11 protein-coding genes are annotated in these 13,535 nt (G+C 64.6%); 8 read left to right on the forward strand and 3 right to left on the reverse strand.

All coding sequences use genetic code 11. The annotated features are described in order from the left end of the window. Positions 1–294 precede the first annotated feature (294 nt). The 5 genes from OH764_RS13595 (at position 295) to OH764_RS13615 (ending at position 6,831) form a co-directional block, all read left to right on the forward strand. The gene (locus OH764_RS13595) at positions 295–1,968 is read left to right on the forward strand and encodes an ABC transporter substrate-binding protein (protein WP_498847147.1); all 1,674 of its coding nucleotides are present in this window, start codon (positions 295–297) and stop codon (positions 1,966–1,968) included. 41 nt (positions 1,969–2,009) lie between these two features. Then, a complete protein-coding gene (locus OH764_RS13600) occupies positions 2,010–3,017 on the forward strand; it encodes an ABC transporter permease (protein WP_498847148.1) in 1,008 nt (335 codons plus the stop codon). Beyond that, the gene (locus tag OH764_RS13605; protein ID WP_288825340.1) at positions 3,014–3,883 is read left to right on the forward strand and encodes an ABC transporter permease; all 870 of its coding nucleotides are present in this window, start codon (positions 3,014–3,016) and stop codon (positions 3,881–3,883) included. The genes OH764_RS13600 and OH764_RS13605 overlap by 4 nt, the downstream gene beginning before the upstream one ends. Next, entirely contained in the window at positions 3,880–6,102 is a 2,223-nt protein-coding gene (locus tag OH764_RS13610) for an ABC transporter ATP-binding protein (protein WP_498847149.1), read from the forward strand. The genes OH764_RS13605 and OH764_RS13610 overlap by 4 nt, the downstream gene beginning before the upstream one ends. Before the next feature lie 246 nt (positions 6,103–6,348). Further along, complete coding sequence (locus OH764_RS13615) at positions 6,349–6,831, forward strand: hypothetical protein (protein ID WP_498847150.1); 483 nt, start codon at positions 6,349–6,351, stop codon at positions 6,829–6,831. A 133-nt stretch (positions 6,832–6,964) separates the two neighbouring features. On the opposite strand, the gene OH764_RS13620 is transcribed toward OH764_RS13615, so the two are convergent. After that, positions 6,965–7,810 (reverse strand): aldo/keto reductase, encoded by an 846-nt coding sequence (locus OH764_RS13620; protein WP_498847151.1) that lies wholly within the window; start codon positions 7,808–7,810, stop codon positions 6,965–6,967. Positions 7,811–8,017: 207 nt separating this feature from the next. Here OH764_RS13620 and OH764_RS13625 point away from each other — a divergent pair, with 207 nt between their 5' ends. After that, complete coding sequence (locus OH764_RS13625) at positions 8,018–8,764, forward strand: GntR family transcriptional regulator (RefSeq protein ID WP_498847152.1); 747 nt, start codon at positions 8,018–8,020, stop codon at positions 8,762–8,764. A gap of 42 nt (positions 8,765–8,806) precedes the next feature. Here the strand turns inward: OH764_RS13625 and OH764_RS13630 are convergent, their stop codons facing one another. Beyond that, positions 8,807–10,225, reverse strand: coding sequence for a CoA transferase (locus OH764_RS13630; protein ID WP_498847153.1), 1,419 nt, complete (start codon positions 10,223–10,225; stop codon positions 8,807–8,809). Positions 10,226–10,352: 127 nt separating this feature from the next. Here OH764_RS13630 and OH764_RS13635 point away from each other — a divergent pair, with 127 nt between their 5' ends. Continuing rightward, entirely contained in the window at positions 10,353–11,582 is a 1,230-nt protein-coding gene (locus OH764_RS13635) for a citrate synthase (protein WP_498848824.1), read from the forward strand. A 63-nt stretch (positions 11,583–11,645) separates the two neighbouring features. Here the strand turns inward: OH764_RS13635 and OH764_RS13640 are convergent, their stop codons facing one another. Continuing rightward, the gene (locus OH764_RS13640) at positions 11,646–11,951 is read right to left on the reverse strand and encodes a DUF2917 domain-containing protein (protein WP_408202203.1); all 306 of its coding nucleotides are present in this window, start codon (positions 11,949–11,951) and stop codon (positions 11,646–11,648) included. Positions 11,952–12,122: 171 nt separating this feature from the next. Between OH764_RS13640 and OH764_RS13645 the strand changes: the two genes are divergently transcribed. Then, on the forward strand, positions 12,123–13,535 hold the full coding sequence (locus OH764_RS13645; RefSeq protein WP_498847154.1) for an aminotransferase-like domain-containing protein: 1,413 nt from the start codon (positions 12,123–12,125) through the stop codon (positions 13,533–13,535).

Genomic DNA, 13,535 nt, shown 5'->3' on the forward strand with positions numbered 1-13,535 from the left:
GCACCGGTTCGTCCACTGCGGCGCCGACAGCGGCAGGCGCGCCTCGCGAGAGGCGCCGAACGTGCCACGGCAATGTCGCGCTCACCGTTGTGATGACGACACACACCGGCCCTTTTATTCACGGATCGCCAACACGACACCGCCGCAAGCGCTCCATTCCGCGAGCAATCGCTTAAACTGAAGCCGCCTAATATCGTCACAAGCATCGCCGCAATCGTGCCGCCTCGCAGCCTGACTGTCGCGCCCGGCGCGGCTTCTCAGAACCGGCAACCGAACGGACTGGACATTCCATCGATGAAGACTCCCGCTGACCGATTCCCCGCTCTTGACCTCCTCCGCAGCACCGCCGACGCGTACGGCAATCACGCAATCGACGAATTTCTCGCCGGCCGTATCACTCGCCGCGATCTGCTGCGCTACGCGAGCGTGATCGGTTTGTCGCTCGTTGGCGGCGGCGTGCTGAATCTCCCGGCAGCGCATGCACAAGGTCAGGCAAGCGCGGGCGGTCCTTCGAACCAGACGATCCGGGTCGCGCATCTGACGCCTACGGGCGCCGTCGACCCGTTGACCGTGACGGATGCCGCGAGCCTCGCGCTACTGAATCAGACCGGCGAATTCCTGATCGACGACGACGGCGAAAAGCTCATGCTGAAGCCGGCCCTCGCGCTGTCCTGGAAGCCGAACGACAAGGGCGACGTGTGGACGTTCAAGCTGCGCGAGAACGTCAAATTCCACGACGGCCAGCCCTTCACGGCGAAAGACGTGGTCGCGACATTCGACCGGCTCGCCGATCCTGCGACCGGCTCGGCGGCGCTCTCGGTGTTGAAGGGCGTGTTGTCCAAGGGTGGCGCGAAGGTGGTCGACGAGCACACCGTCGCGTTCCACCTCGACGCACCGAACGGCAATTTCCCGTACTACGTTTCCTCGGACAATTACAACGCCGTGATCTTGCCCGCGAACTACGCGGGCGGTTATGAAAAGAGCTTTATCGGCACCGGTCCGTTCAAGTTCGAAAAGTATCAGCCCAAGGTCGGTGCATCGTTCGTGCGCAACCCCGACTATTGGGGGGAGAAAGCGTTACCGCAACGCGTACAGTTCTCCTTCTACGCGGACCAGCAGGCGCAACTGCTCGCATTGCAAGGCCATCAGGCCGACGTGATGGGCACCTTCACCGTGCAAGGCGGCGCGGCCATTCTGAACAATCCCGACTACAAGGCAATCGGCGTGAAGTCGAGCGCGCATCGGCAGATTCACATGCGCAACGACAACCCGCTTTTCAAAGACAAGCGCGTGCGTCAGGCGCTTGCCCTATCGATCGATCGCGAGGTGCTGGTGCGCGGCCTCTTCAAGGGACGCGCGCAACTCGGCAACGACAGCCCCTTTGCGCCGGTGTTTCCGTCGTCCGATGCGGGTGTTGCGCAGCGCAAAATCGACGTAGCGAAAGCGAAGCAACTGCTTGCGCAAGCGGGCGTGCCCAACGGTTTCGACGTGACGCTGACCACTGAAAAATACATGGAGATTCCCGACCTCGCGGTCGTAGTGCAGAACGCGGCCAAGGCGATCGGGGTGCGCATCAATCTGAAGGTGGAGAGCCAGTCGCTGTATTACGGCGCGGGCACGCCGGGCAAATCAGACTGGCTCGACTCGCCGCTCGGCATCACCGACTACGGTCATCGCGGCGTGCCGAACGTGTTTCTGAATGCGCCGCTCACGAGCAGCGGCACGTGGAACGCCGCGCACTTCAAGAACCCGCAATACGATCAACTGGTCGCGCAATTCGTCGCGGCCATCGACCTCGCATCGCAGAAGAAAATCTCCGGCCAGATCCAGACGCTGCTGCTCGATGAAACGCCGATCATCATCCCGTTCTTCTACGATCAGTTGATCGCGATGCGCAAGGGCGTGAACGGCGTGCGCTTCACCGCGCTCGCGCAGCTCTACTTCGACCGTGCGGTGTTGAGCGCGTAAGCGTCTCGCATCGGCGCGCAATTCTTCGGCAAGCGTTCACGATGTCGACCACAGTGAGTTCTCCCGCCTCGTCCCCGAAGGGCAATGCCGGCCGCGTCGTGCGTTTCCTTGCAACGCGCGTGGGGCTGTCGCTCATCACGCTATGGCTGTTGTCCGTGATCGTATTCGCCGGCGGGCAACTGCTGCCCGGCGACATCGGTCGGGCGGTGCTCGGGCCGCTCGCCGACGCACGCGCGGTGGCGGCGCTCAATCATCAACTCGGCGCCGACCGTCCGCTAATGACGCAATACGTCGAGTGGATTTCGCATTTCGTGCGAGGCGACATGGGACTTTCGTACGCTTATCGCGAGCCGGTGAGACCGTTTATCGCCGATGCACTTGCGCATTCCGCGAAGCTCGGCCTGCTCGCGTTCGTCGTCGTGGTGCCACTGGGCATTGCGGGCGGCGTGTGGTCCGCGATGCACGCAGGACGCTGGCTGGATCGCACGATCAGCATTGCGGGTTTGTCGGCGACCGTCGTGCCGGAGTTCGTGTCGTCGATCGTGCTGATTCTCGTGTTCGGCGTGTGGCTGCGCTGGCTGCCTATCGAAGCTGCGTATGCGCCCGACGCCGGCGCGCTCGAACAACTGCGTCATCTGATTCTGCCGGTGCTGCCGCTGGTACTGGTGTTCTTCGGCTATATCGCGCGGATGGCGCGCGCCGGCACCGTCGAAGCGCTCGACGCCGACTACACGCGCACAGCGATCCTCAAGGGCTTGCCGCGTCACACCGTGATCTGGCGGCACGTGTTGCGCAACGCGCTGCTGCCGACCATCACCGTGGCCGCCACTCAACTCGGCTACATGATTGGCGGCCTCGTGGTGGTCGAGACACTCTTCCACTATCAGGGCATCGGCTCGCTGATCTACAACGCCGCGAAGGCGAAGGACTTCCCGATGCTGGAGGCAGGTGTGCTGACGGTCGGCGTGGTCTATACCGTCGCCAATCTCGTCGCGGATGCGTTGCACGTGCTGCTCAATCCGCGCCTGCGCGTGAGGAGCGCCGAATGAGCACCATTGTTCCGCCGGCCGCACCGCGCGCCACAAGCGAGCCGCGCTTCGATCAGTTGCGTGTGTTGCTGCGCTCGCCGACGTTCGTGGTGGGCGTGCTCATCGTCGTGTGGTGGATCGTATGCGCGATTGCCGGGCAATGGTTCGTGCCTGTTGATCCGTATGCGTCCGACCCGCTCAATTCACTCATGCCGCCCGACCGCGCGCACTGGTTCGGCACTGACCAGTTGGGCCGCGATGTGTTCTCGCGCGTGATCGTCGGCGCGCGCGACATTCTCACGATTGCGCCGCTCGCGACACTACTCGGCACGGTGGCGGGAACGTCGCTAGGTCTCGTCGTCGGTTACTTCGACGGCTGGGTCGATAACGTCGTGGGCCGCGCGATCGACGCGGTACTCGCGCTGCCGCTCGTGATCGTCGCGCTGCTCGCGCTTGCTGCGGTGGGCGCGTCGAACCTGACCGTGATACTCGTGATCGGCATCACCTTCACGCCGATTACCGCGCGCACCGTGCGCGCCGCCGTGTTCGCAGAGCGGCATCTCGACTACGTCGCCGCCGCGCAACTGCGCGGCGAACGCGCGCCGTACATCATGTTCGCCGAAATTCTGCCGAACGTGCTGCCGCCGATCATCGTCGAGGCGACCGTGCGGCTCGGTTATGCAATCTTCGCGGTAGCCACGCTGTCGTTTCTTGGCTTCGGCATTCAACCGCCTTCAGCCGACTGGGGCCTCGCGCTTTCCGAGTCGTACACGCTGATGGCGGGCGGCGCGTGGTGGACCGTCGTATTCGCGGCCGGCGCAATTGCGACGCTGGTCGTCGGCGTGAACCTCATCGCCGACGGCGTACAAGGCGTGCTCGACCGATGAACGGACCTCCGCCCTCCTCGTTCCCCGCCTTCGACGTGTCGAAGAGCGACCGCACGGATGCGCTGACCGTCGTCGGGTTGACGGTCACATACCGGATGCGCGGTCGCGATCGCGAAGTCTTGCAGGACGTATCGTTTCGCGTGCGGCGCGGCGAAGCCTACGGGCTCGTCGGCGAATCGGGCTGCGGCAAGTCGACCGTCGCGATGGCGGCGCTGCGCTATCTGCCGCGCAATGGCAAGGTGAAGGCGGGCAAGATCGTCATCGCCGGCGCCGACGTCAACAAGCTCGACGCCGACGCTTTGCGCACGATGCGCGCCAACACCATTTCAATGGTCTATCAGGACCCGGCGCGCGCGCTGAATCCGTCGTTGACCATTGCACGGCAAGTGTCCGAAGCGTTCGAAGCCGCCGGCGTCGCGCCCGATGAAGCAATGCGACGCTCGCTCGAGATGCTGCAGCGCGTGCGCATTGCATCGCCGGAACGGGTGATGGACAGCTATCCTCATCAATTGTCGGGCGGCATGCAGCAGCGCGTGGTGATCGCGATGGCGCTCGCGTCGAACCCGGCGCTGCTGATTCTCGACGAGCCGACCACCGGGCTCGACGCCACCGTCGAGGCGGAAGTGCTCGATCTGGTTGCGCAACTGCGCGCGGAACTCGGTACCGCCGTGCTGTTCATCAGCCACAACCTCGCGGTGATCGGGCGAATGTGTGAGCGCGTCGGCGTGCTATACGCAGGCAAGCTCGTCGAGGAGGGCGCGACGCAAGACGTTTTCACGCGGCCGCGTCATCCGTACACCGTGGGACTGTTGCGCTGTCTGCCCACCGTGGGACGCAGCAAGGATACCGAGCGGCTCGATACCATTGCAGGCGGCTTGCCCTCGCCTGGCTCGGTGACCCAAGGCTGCATCTACGCGGAGCGCTGTCGTCTCGCCGACGACCGGTGCCGCCGCGAAGCGCCGCCGCCGTACCGCGTCAGCGCGGCGCATGGCGACCAGATGTCGCGCTGTCACTATCACGAGCGCGCGATCGAGTTGCCGCGCGCGCTCGCGCAAGCATTGCCCGAGCATGGCCTTGCGACTGCGGACAAAAACCCGCGAGAAATCGTCTTGCGCGCCGAGAATCTATCGAAGACTTTCCATGTGTCCGGCACAGCGCTGCGCGCCGTCGACAAGGTTTCGCTCGATCTCGCGGCCGGCGAAACGCTGGGTCTCGTCGGCGAATCGGGCAGCGGCAAGACGACGCTCGCGAAACTGATGCTCGGCCTTCTCGCGCCGGACGCAGGCAGCGTGCTCGAACTCGACGGCGCGCCGCTCGCCGCACGCGTCACGCGGCGCAACGACGAGCAGGTCAAGTCGCTGCAGATCGTGTTCCAGAATCCGGACTCGGCGCTTAACCGCGCGCATTCTGTGAAGCGGCTGATTGGCCGCGCGTTGTCGCGTCTTGCGGCGCTGCGCGGCGCGGCCATCGACGATCGGCTTGCCACGTTGACGGCCGCCGTGCGTTTGCCGGAGCGCTATCTCGGCTCGCGCACGCGCCAGCTTTCCGGGGGACTCAAACAACGCGTGGCCATTGCGCGCGCGTTCGCCGGCGAGCCGCGCGTGGTGGTGTGCGACGAACCGACCTCCGCGCTCGACGTCTCCGTGCAGGCGGCAATCCTCAATCTGCTTGCCGATCTGCAGCGCGAGCGTGGCGTGAGCTACGTATTCATTTCGCACGATCTGCACGTCGTTCGGTATTTGTCCGATCGCATCGCCGTGCTGTATCTCGGCAGACTGCTTGAAATCGGACCGGCGGCCGCGGTATTCGACGGGCCGCAGCATCCGTATACGGAAGCGCTGCTGTCTTCCGTGCCGACACTCGACGGCCACGGGACCGTGGCCCGAGTCCGCCTGTCGGGCGATCTGCCGAGCGCCGCGTCGCCGCCGTCCGGCTGCGTGTTTCACACGCGTTGTCCACGCAAGCTCGGCGCGATCTGCGAACAGCAGGACCCGCCGTTTGCCGAGGCAACCGATGCAGCGTATGTGTCCCACGCGACCGGTTCAGCCCGCGAGGCTACGAACGGCATCGGCCGCAACCATCTGATCCGCTGCCACATTCCGGCCGACGAACTGCGGGCACTGCAAACCGCGTCGCGCGACCAGGCAAACGACGAAGCACGCGACGTTGCCCGCGACAAGCCCGCGAGTCCCGCCAACGGTGCCGGGCGAGACTCATAGCGCCACTTCATAAGCGTTGTTTGCGGCCGTAGTGCTGCCCACTGTTGAAGCTCACGCATCGAGGCTTTCTGTGTTTGCTTCGAAAGTAAGGCACCGCGGCGAATGCGCTACTGCCCCTTTCGCTTTCTCGCCTGCACGCCGACATGCGCGACAAATGCCACGAGCCGGCGCGGCGCATACGTCCGGAACCAAAGCGCGGCAATTGCCTCATATCAGTTTCTACGTTCGATATGAGGGCACCACAACATGCAACGAAACGTCCCCTGCCCCGCGGCACGCGCGGTCGTCGGCCTCGCAGCGGCCGCTGCTCTGAGCCTCGCCTCGCTCGCCAATGCGCAGACCGGCGGGCAAAGCACGGCACCGACGGCGCAGCCGCTGTCGCCCACGATGTCGCAAGCCGCGCCGCCTGTGGACCCCAGCTTCTCCGCATACTCGCTTGCGCAAGCCTGTAAGCAGAAGAACGACAACGTTGCGCACGGTCAATGCGTGGGCGCGATCCGCGGCATCATCCACGGTTATCAGTACGGTGTGCTGTTCCTCGGCCAGCGCGCGTCTTTGCCTGCCAACGAAACCCAGCGCGTGTCGCTGTGTCTGCGCAATACACCGGTTTCTTCGATCGTCGACGAATTCGTCGCGGACGCGGGCCAGGTCAACGAAGATTCGCTCAAGCACACGCCCGCCGAAGTCGCGGTGCTGGGCTCTGTGCATCTGCATCACAATTGCAATTGACGACACTGAGCAGCGTCGCGCACGGCGGTTTTCCTGTCGCGACTTGGTGTGCGTAGTAGGCGGCACGCCAAGAATGCTCTGAACACCGCCGGGCGCTCACTGCGCCGCGATACGTCTGCGGCGCGCGCCTGGCTCAAAGCATTTCAAGCGGGCGCTTGCCGCGCGGCGGCTTGAAATAGCTGTCGATGGCCGCGAGTTCCTGAGCGTCGAGCCGCAGTTGCAGCGCACGATGGTTGTCGCGCACGTGCTCGACGCGGCCCGTCTTCGGAATGGCGAACACGCCCGGCTTCTGCAGCACCCACGCGAGCGCCACCTGAAACACGGAGACGCCGCGCGCGCTAGCGATGTCGTCGAGCGGCGAGCGCTTCGGCAGACGTGCGTGATCGACGGGACTGTAGGCCATTGCCGGCATATTGCGCTCGGCGAGCCACGGCAGCAGATCGAATTCGGGCCCGCGCCGCGCAACGTTGTAGAGAATCTGGTCCGTCGCGCACGCCGTGCCGCCGGGCGTAGCGATGAGTTCTTCCATGTCCTCGGTATCGAAGTTGCTCACGCCCCAGTGGCGGATCTTCCCCGCGTCGCGTAACGCTTCGAACCCGGCGACTGTTTCTTCGAGCGGGATCGAACCGCGCCAATGCAGCAGATACAGATCGAGCCGATCGGTCTTCAGACGTTTGAGGCTCTGCTCGCAAGCAGAAATCACGCCGCGCCTGCTTGCGTTATGCGGATAGACCTTGCTAACGAGGAACACCTGATCGCGCAGTCCCGCGAGCGCTTCGCCCAACAACAGTTCGGCTGCGCCGTCGCCGTACATTTCCGCGGTATCGACGAGCGTCATGCCAAGCTCGACGCCCAAGCGGATCGCGTCGATCTCGGCCGCGCGGCGCGCCGGCTGCTCGCCCATTTCCCACGTGCCTTGCCCGAGTTTGGGGATGCGCTCGCCGTCGGGCAGGCTCACGCTTGCGATATCGGTCGTCATGTTGACTCCTGAAGTGACTGACTGTGGACTGTGGCCGAACGTGTGACCACGCGCCAGCGCCGAACCAACGCGCGGCGGTGCTGCGAGAAAGCGTATCGACGAGTTTAGCGGTTGCAGGACCGGCCGACAGGCCATCAGGCAAAAGCCCGCTATAACGTAGCGCGCCGATGTCTTAGAATTGCTCCTCGCCCTTCTAGCGTAAGCCCCATGACCTCTGCCTCGGAAGACCGCTGGCGCGATCTGCGCCCGGACCCGGAAAACGACACACCGCTTTATCTTCAACTTGCCCGCAAGCTTGGCACGGCCATTCACGAGAACCGCTGGAACGCCGGCGAGGCGCTGCCGTCGGAGCGGGTGCTTTCGGAGGCGCTCGGCGTCTCGCGAATCACTTCACGCAAGGCTATCGCGCTACTCGTCGAGCAGGGATTGATTCGACGCACGCAAGGCGCCGGCAGTTTCATCACACCACGTTATGAAGATCCGCTGTCGCGTCTGTCGAGCTTCAGCGAAATGTTGCGGCGGCGAGGCTTTACGCCGAGTTCGAAATGGCTGTCGCGCGAAATCCTGCCGGCCAATCGCGAAGAGGTGATCCAACTCGGGCTTTCGCCGGCTGCGGCCGTGACGCGGCTGCGGCGTTTGCGTCTCGCCGACGGCATCGTGATGGCGGTCGAGAATTCCACCTTCCCCGCTGCGGTGATTCCCGATCCGCAGGCGATCGGCGATTCGCTTTACACCTATCTGGAGAATCGCGGACTGACGATCGTCCGCGCACTGCAGCATTTCCGCGCGGTCAATGCGAGCGAGGAGATCGCGCAGCAAATGAGCATCGCGCCGAACGAAGCGCTCCTGCTGATTAAGCGCGTCGGATATACGGCCGACCAGCGCGCTATTGAATTGACCGACACGTATTGCCGCAACGACTACTACGATTTCGTCGCGGAGCTCCGCAAATAGGCGGTTCTGTCACGAGCGGGCCGACGCAGCGACGCAGTTCCGCTACAGCCATTTCGCGTCGTGCGCGCCGATACGCGACGGCGGCAGCCCGAGGAAAGCCGGCGTCTCTTCCAGTTGTTCGGCCGGTTGCACTGCCTGTACGCGACCGAAATCCGAATCCACTGTGACGAGGCAGTCGCGCACGTCGTCAAGCGAAACATCGGGGGCTTGCCACCCGTCGGCGATTTCGCCGAACGATTGCAGCCATTGGCCCGTCTGCGCGAGCGAGACTTTGACGTGCCAGCTCCCGCCTTCGGTGGCGCGTCGCGCCAACGCAGCCATGGCACCGAAAGCGGCGAGATAGCCAGTCGCGTGATCGAGCGCCTGACACGGCAGATGTCTCGGCTCGGTCGATCCAGCCGCGGATTGCTCGGTCATCGCGATGCCGCTCGCGGACTGCACGAGGCTATCGAAACCGCGTCGCGAGGCCCACGGCCCTTCGTATCCATACGCACACACCGACACATAGACAATGCCGGGCCGCAAGCGCGCCACGTCCTCGGGACCGAATCCGCGGGCAGCCAGCGCTCCGGGCCTATATGCCTGCAAAAAGACGTCGGCGTCGCGCGTCAAACCGCGCAAAATCTCGCGCCCCGCCGCGTCGCGCAGATCGACCACGGCCGAGCGTTTGCCGCGCCCGTTGTCGATCACGAGCGGCGCAATGTTCGGCAGATGCGGCCCGTTGATCATCAGCACCTGAGCGCCATGCTGCGCAAGCGCTCGCCCGGCGACTGGTCCTGCGATGATGCGCGACAGGTCCAGCACCCGCACGCCGGACAGCGGCCGGCTTCCAGTATCGCGCGATGACGGCTCGAACGACCGCGGGGACGTGGGCAATGCTGGCGGCGCATCGCCGATCCGCTCTATTTCGAAGAGCGGCAAACCCGCGATCGCTTTCGCCTGATCGAGCGCGGCCCATTCGCCGGGCGAGCGGATCAACGCGGCGCACAGGCCCGCATCGGCGAGAGTCTGATCGAGCGTGGCGCCGTCCCAGCCGCGAATTGCCGCCGCGACCGCGGCACGATCGTTCTGGCAACCGAGCACCTTCAACACGCCGTTCAGGTGATGCGCGAAATTCGTATGCAGTTGAATCCAGCGGCCATCTCCCGTCTCGTAGAAACCCGTCACCGGATCGCGGAGCGCAGGCGGCGGCCCGTCGTCGACGCGCAGGTAACGTTCGCTGCGGAACGAAGCCAGCGCGCGCCGCATGTCCACCGTCACTCGCTGCCCGTGCCTCGTTCGCAACCGATGGTACTCAGCCGCCGCCAAACCCACCGCTGCGATGGTCGCGGACGCCAGCGCCCCGACCCGGAATACCGACGGCAAGCCCGGCTCCGAGCCGGTGAAATGTACGGAACGAAGCGCGGCTGGCTCGCAGTTCGCGAGGCTCCAGATGTGGTCGAGCGCGAGTTCGGGCGTCATGTTGTTCACAGTCGAGTAACGGAGATGCGATCGAGTCTAGAATCGCGCCTTGCGTTAATCAATCTTGATTATGATAATCAATATATATTGATTTCTTTGGTTGACCTCTACTTTGCCGCGCATTCCTGTGCCTTTGCCCGACTCGTTGACCGCCCGCGAAGCCGCCGCTGAACTCGGCATCAGCCTTGCCACGCTTTATGCGTATGTGAGCCGGGGCTTGCTGAGCTCGTCGCCGGACGCACAAGGCAAGCATCGTCGCTACGACGCACGCGAGGTGCGGCGGCTCGCGCGGCGCAAGGAAGACGGCAAACGCGCGGGCAAGGTCGCGCAGAAAGTGCTGGACTGGGGCGTGCCGGTGCTCGAGTCGTCGATCACGCTGGTCGCGCAGGGGCGCCTGCGATATCGCGGGCATGATGCGACGGCGCTCGCGCGCACCGAATCGCTGGAAGACGTCGCCGCGTTGTTGTGGGAGTGCAGCGCGGCGCGCATTGCGGACGCGCCGGCCGCGCCGATCGCCGCCGCTCAATGGGCCGCGTGGCTGAAACTGTGGGGCGACAATACGCCGCTCGATCGCGCGCTGGTGCTGTTGCCCGCGGCGGCGGCACAAATGCCGCGGGTGTGGGCGCTCGGTCGCGATGCGCAGCTGGACAACGCCTGCGCCGTGATGCGGCTGCTGGCCGCCGCGATGATCTCGGCGGCGCCGTCGAATGCGCCGCTGCATCGGCAACTGGCATCGGCCTGGCAGGTGCGCAGCCGCCAGCAAGCGGGGCTGCTGCGCGCGGCGCTTGTCGCGTGCGCGGATCACGAACTGAACGCGTCGACGTTCACGGTTCGCTGCATCACGTCGACGGGCACTCATCTGTTCGGGGCAGTCGCGGGCGGTCTCGCCGCGCTTGCGGGCCCGCGCCACGGCGGAGAAACCATGCGCATTGCCGCACTATTGGACGAAGCCTCACGCGCCGCCGATCTCGATCGTTATCTGGCTACCCGCTTGTCGCGTCACGAGCAAGGCACGCAAGGGCCAGTGCTGTCGGGCTTTGGGCATCCGCTGTATCCGGACGGCGACCCGCGCGCGCGGCTCCTGCTGGAGTTGTTGCAGGACTGTGCGCCAGCCCGCTCGCCGCTCCCCGAGGTGCTGACGCTCGCGCGAGCGGTGCGCGATACGACCGGCGCCGAGCCGACCGTCGACTTCGCGCTTGCGGCCATCGAGCGTGTGCTCGGCTTGCCGACCGGCGCCGCCTTCACGCTTTTTGCAGTGGGGCGAGTGGTCGGGTGGATTGCGCACGCAATGGAACAGGCGCGCGACGGCAGCCTGATCCGGCCGCGAGCACGTTATGTTGGCGAGCTCGAGGCTTGAGCGGCGGGAAGCCAGCCGCCCCTCGCGCCGGTACTTCTGCCGGTATTTCTGCGGTTCCTTCTGTCAGGCGGCGCCGAGCCAGCGCGGCAGCCAGTTCGGTGTCGGCACGCCGAGCATCGGCTTGATGGTTCCGCGCTCCGATCCGCTTGCGAGCGCGAAGCGCGCACCATCACGCCCGGCGCTGATCCACGCCACGGCCCGGCGCGGCAACTCGATCGATTCACCCGTGGCAAGCCAGTAATCTTCGCTGTCGCCTTCGACTGTCAGCCAGATCTCACCCGAGATCACTTTGAAAGTGGACGGGCGTGCGACATGCCAGGCCGCGGCCGGCTCTTCATGCTCCAGTTCGAAAATTCGCACTTCACGCATTGCCGTTCTCCTTCAAAAGGGCTTCTCTGTTGTATGGATTATTGACGTGCGATGATCGAATACCCATGCACAGTTCCGAACACTTTCGTCGGAACTGTGCAGCTGAAAAACCGAACAGTTGGCGCGCGACGGCGCCGTTTGTCCGCCCAACGCGTTCGTGAAGGAAACCGTATGCGACTCGATATTCAGCTGGACAGAGACAATGGTGTGCCGCTGACCGAGCAGATTGTCGCCGGCGTGACCGCGTGGATCCGCTCGCGCGCCGCGCATCCCGGCTCGAAATTGCCGTCGATCCGCCAGTTCGCAGCCGACTATGGCGTGAGCCGCTTTCCGGTGATCGAGGCTTATGACCGGCTCGTGTCGCTCGGTTACGTCGACTCGCGCCACGGCTCGGGCTTCTACGTGGCCGACCGGCCGCCGGGCGGCGCGCAGTGCGACGGCACGTCGGACCCGCGCCGCGCCGAGGACGAGTCCGACCACCTGCTCCAGCAGTTCAACCATCCGGGCGAAACGCTGAAGCTTGGTAGCGGCTTCATTCCCGAGCCGTGGCGGGACACCGACAACATCGCCCAGGCGATACGGCACGTGTTGCGCACCGATCCGGCCAGCATGGTCGACTACGCAACGCCGCTCGGCAACTTGAGCTTGCGTGAGCACTTGCAGGCACGAATCGCGCAACTGGGCATCCGCGCGGACACTTCGCAGATTCTCATTACGAACGGCGCAAGCCAGGCGTTCGATCTGCTGATGCGCTACATGCTGAAGGCGGGCGACACGATCTTCGTCGAGGACCCCGGCTACTACAACCTGTATGGCCTGCTGAAGCTGCACGGCGTCCGGCTGATCGGCATTCCGCGTACGCGGAGCGGTCCGGACCTCGACGTCATGCAGGCGCAGTTGAAGCGGCACAGGCCGAAGCTGTTCTTCATCAACACCGTGTTCCACAATCCGACTGGGACGACGGTTGCCCCGCCGGTGGCGTTCCGTCTGCTGCAACTCGCGCGCGAGCACAACTTCACGATTATCGAAGACGACATCTACGCCGACTTTCAGACCGACATCACGGACCGCCTCGCGACGCTCGATCAGTTGGAACACGTGATTTATATCGGCGGACTGTCGAAGACACTGTCGTCGTCGTTGCGCATCGGCTGTGTCGTGGCGAGCCACGCGATCATCAAGGATCTCGTCGATATCAAGATGCTGACTAGCATCGGCGGGTCGCTCTTTGCAGAGACGGTGACGGCATCGCTACTCGAGCGCGGCGCATACCGCAAATATCTCGAGCGACTGCGGCGTCGTATGCGCGATGCGCTGGGCTCGACGATACAAACGCTAGAAGATGCCGGTTGGGAGGTGTTCGAGAAACCGGTTGGAGGCAAATTTCTGTGGGCTCGCGTGCCGCACGTGGACAATGCGGAACGGCTGGTGGAGTGCGGTGTGCCTTTGGGCGTGACCGTTGCGCCGGGCAGCTATTTCCGGCCGGGCATGGAACAGAGTCCGTGGATCCGGATTCACGCCGCGTTCGGAAACGAGCCGAGGGCGCAAGCGTTTTTTCGAGCGGCGGCGGCGTTGCGGGGGTAG

Origin of the sequence: Burkholderia sp. M6-3, assembly GCF_050858985.1 — a bacterium.
Lineage (GTDB): Bacteria > Pseudomonadota > Gammaproteobacteria > Burkholderiales > Burkholderiaceae > Paraburkholderia > Paraburkholderia caledonica.

Bases quoted from the DNA above. Each gene is read 5' to 3' on its own strand.
- OH764_RS13605 (WP_288825340.1), top strand. From the start codon at position 3,014: ATGAGCACCATTGTTCCGCCGGCCGCACCGCGCGCCACAAGCGAGCCG.
- OH764_RS13610 (WP_498847149.1), top strand. From the start codon at position 3,880: ATGAACGGACCTCCGCCCTCCTCGTTCCCCGCCTTCGACGTGTCGAAG.
- OH764_RS13615 (WP_498847150.1), top strand. From the start codon at position 6,349: ATGCAACGAAACGTCCCCTGCCCCGCGGCACGCGCGGTCGTCGGCCTC.
- OH764_RS13595 (WP_498847147.1), top strand. From the start codon at position 295: ATGAAGACTCCCGCTGACCGATTCCCCGCTCTTGACCTCCTCCGCAGC.
- OH764_RS13640 (WP_408202203.1), bottom strand. From the start codon at position 11,951: ATGCGTGAAGTGCGAATTTTCGAACTGGAGCATGAAGAGCCGGCCGCG.
- OH764_RS13600 (WP_498847148.1), top strand. From the start codon at position 2,010: ATGTCGACCACAGTGAGTTCTCCCGCCTCGTCCCCGAAGGGCAATGCC.
- OH764_RS13630 (WP_498847153.1), bottom strand. From the start codon at position 10,225: ATGACGCCCGAACTCGCGCTCGACCACATCTGGAGCCTCGCGAACTGC.
- OH764_RS13645 (WP_498847154.1), top strand. From the start codon at position 12,123: ATGCGACTCGATATTCAGCTGGACAGAGACAATGGTGTGCCGCTGACC.
- OH764_RS13625 (WP_498847152.1), top strand. From the start codon at position 8,018: ATGACCTCTGCCTCGGAAGACCGCTGGCGCGATCTGCGCCCGGACCCG.
- OH764_RS13620 (WP_498847151.1), bottom strand. From the start codon at position 7,810: ATGACGACCGATATCGCAAGCGTGAGCCTGCCCGACGGCGAGCGCATC.